This window comes from Candidatus Kurthia intestinigallinarum (assembly GCF_003991225.1).
Taxonomy (GTDB): domain Bacteria; phylum Bacillota; class Bacilli; order Bacillales_A; family Planococcaceae; genus Kurthia; species Kurthia populi.
Window position 1 is genome coordinate 1 of sequence record NZ_JTFC01000214.1, and the last position, 1846, is coordinate 1846.

Annotated in this window: 3 protein-coding genes; 2 read left to right on the plus strand and 1 reads right to left on the minus strand. The window is 35.8% G+C overall.

Annotated elements, in window-relative coordinates; genetic code table 11:
* Positions 1-181: 181 nt before the first annotated feature.
* Positions 182-520, minus strand: coding sequence for a winged helix-turn-helix transcriptional regulator (locus tag QI30_RS19940; protein WP_126992084.1), 339 nt, complete (start codon positions 518-520; stop codon positions 182-184).
* Between the two features lie 107 nt (positions 521-627).
* Here QI30_RS19940 and QI30_RS19945 point away from each other — a divergent pair, with 107 nt between their 5' ends.
* Positions 628-1011: a RidA family protein gene (locus tag QI30_RS19945; protein ID WP_126992085.1), complete on the plus strand. Its 384-nt coding sequence runs from the start codon at positions 628-630 to the stop codon at positions 1009-1011.
* Positions 1012-1141: 130 nt separating this feature from the next.
* A partial coding sequence (locus QI30_RS19950; protein ID WP_148113929.1) for an alpha/beta fold hydrolase occupies positions 1142-1846 on the plus strand: 705 nt, incomplete at its 3' end.

Below are 1846 nucleotides of genomic sequence, written 5' to 3' on the forward strand. Positions count from 1 at the left end.
TTACCATTTTAAGTATGAAGTTTCAATAGGTCTTCCACTCTCCAGCAAACCTTATGGATTCCTTGCCTTGCATAAAAAATCGTTGGCATGATACTTAACAGTAAATAAGAGAAAGAATTTCTAGTAATGAAATTCGTTCTCAATTTTAAAATCTATATGATGAAACGCATAAAAAGTTTAACTAATTTTTTTGATTTTTTAAACCCCATTCACATAACTGTTCCAAAGCCGGTAATAGGGATTGTGCTTTTTGTGTAAGACTGTACTCTACTTTAGGTGGGACTTGCGGATATTCTTTTCGTACAATCATGCCGTCTGCTTCCAACTCTTTAAGCTGTGAACTTAATATTTTGAAGGTAATGGTCCCCAATTTTCTTTGCAATTCATTAAAGCGGACTGTTTCGTTTTCTGCCAAAATATAAATAATTAGCATTTTCCACTTACCACCAATAATTGATAATGTATAGCCAAAAGGTGTCTCTCGAACGTTGCCCTTCTCTACATAGTCAGACATCCCCATCTTTTTACACTATCCTTTCTAATAGTACCTATCAAAAAAGTGCGTACTATTTTTTTATTTATGACTATTTTATATTTAACCTATTCTCAAGTAAAGGAATGGTAAAAATGAAAAAAATTAAAACAGTCAACCACGATCTTTGGGATCACGGCATTTCCCAGGGGTTCAGCGTAGATGGAACAGTCTATATTTCCGGGCAGTTTTCTCATGATTCGGAAGGAGTCTTTGTCGGTGAAGGAGATATTGAAGCGCAAACTCGACAAACACTGGCAAATCTAGACCGTGTATTAGAAGGGTTTAATATTACAAAATCGAACCTTGCCTATTTGGAAATTTATTTAACGAATGCACAAGAGGATACAGGGCCAGCTATCCAAATTTTTAAAGAATATATGGGACAGCATCGCCCAGCCGGCAGCCTGATCGGTGTAAACCACTTGGCTTCTCCTGAGCAATTAATTGAAATTAGCGCTATTGCGTACACGGATTAGTTGAGTGTGAATTCACTACTTTTGTAAGTACCTTAATTTATAAACGGAGAACAAAAACACCTCAAAAGAAAACCTTGATACAGCAAGCATTTCCTCTGTATCAAGGAAATAAATGATGTCAATGGGAGTTGTGAAAGTAATTAAAGTTAAAAAGAAGTTTAGATTTTGGAAGGTTATCAAGACTATTTTATTAGCTACAGTAGCAGTGGTTATTATTTGGGTCATTTACAGCAATATAATGGCTGTGTATGAACAAAGAAAATATCCAGCAATAGGGGAATTAGTCGAAGTAAATGGCAAAAATATGCACATTTATACAAAGGGCCAAGGAGACAATACAATTGTTTTATTAAGCGGTCTTGCAACCCCAGCACCAGCACTGGATTTTGAGCCATTGATAAATGAATTGTCAAAGACTAATAAAGTAGTAGTCGTAGAACCCTTCGGATATGGTTGGAGTGATCTAACAGACAAAGAACGAACAGTTGAGAACATAGTAGAGGAAACAAGGGCTGCACTAAAAAAGTCGAACATAAAAGGTCCATATATATTGATGCCTCACTCAATTTCCGGTATATATAGTTTGTATTATGCGAATAACTATTCCGAGGAAGTTAAAGCCATCATAGGAATAGATCCAACCTTACCACAGATGTCGGAATATTTTGGTGATGACGTTTTTCCTACTATGCCTAAATATACGGAATATATGGCACCAATAGGTATTGCTCGATTATTGGCATATGTAACGCCAGATAATATTCTGCCATTATCTGAAAAGGGCACATATACAGAGGTAAACTTAAAAATGGCAAAATCTATAGTTGCTGCGAAA

What these genes read in the sequence shown, in the direction of transcription:
- QI30_RS19940 (WP_126992084.1), bottom strand. Translation starts at nt 520, where the DNA reads ATGGGGATGTCTGACTATGTAGAGAAGGGCAACGTTCGAGAGACACCT.
- QI30_RS19945 (WP_126992085.1), top strand. Translation starts at nt 628, where the DNA reads ATGAAAAAAATTAAAACAGTCAACCACGATCTTTGGGATCACGGCATT.